The sequence below is a fragment of the Salegentibacter tibetensis genome (assembly GCF_020164485.1).
Classification (GTDB): Bacteria; Bacteroidota; Bacteroidia; order Flavobacteriales; family Flavobacteriaceae; genus Salegentibacter; species Salegentibacter tibetensis.
Map to the genome: position 1 here is coordinate 1 of NZ_JAIQZA010000152.1, position 267 is coordinate 267.

The window sequence follows — 267 nt, forward strand, 5'->3', positions numbered from 1 at the left end:
CTCACGATAAACTCACAAATTCACAGTGAACTCACGATGAACTCACATAAAATTTAACACTATTTGTTAAAATTTAAGCACAAAAAGAAAGGGTAACTATATGAAAACCATACAATTACCCTTTTTTTATGTTAAAATACAACTTGTAAAAGTCGGGGTGGCAGGATTCGAACCTGCGGCCTCCTGCTCCCAAAGCAGGCGCGATAACCGGGCTACGCTACACCCCGTAGCTGATAGCTTACGCTATCGTTCAAAGTTTCAAATTCG

General features: G+C 40.1%; 1 tRNA gene. It reads right to left on the reverse strand.

Annotation, left to right across the window (positions count from 1 at the left end):
* Positions 1 to 152 precede the first annotated feature (152 nt).
* Positions 153 to 227, reverse strand: a tRNA-Pro gene (locus LB467_RS18885).
* Positions 228 to 267: the final 40 nt, after the last annotated feature.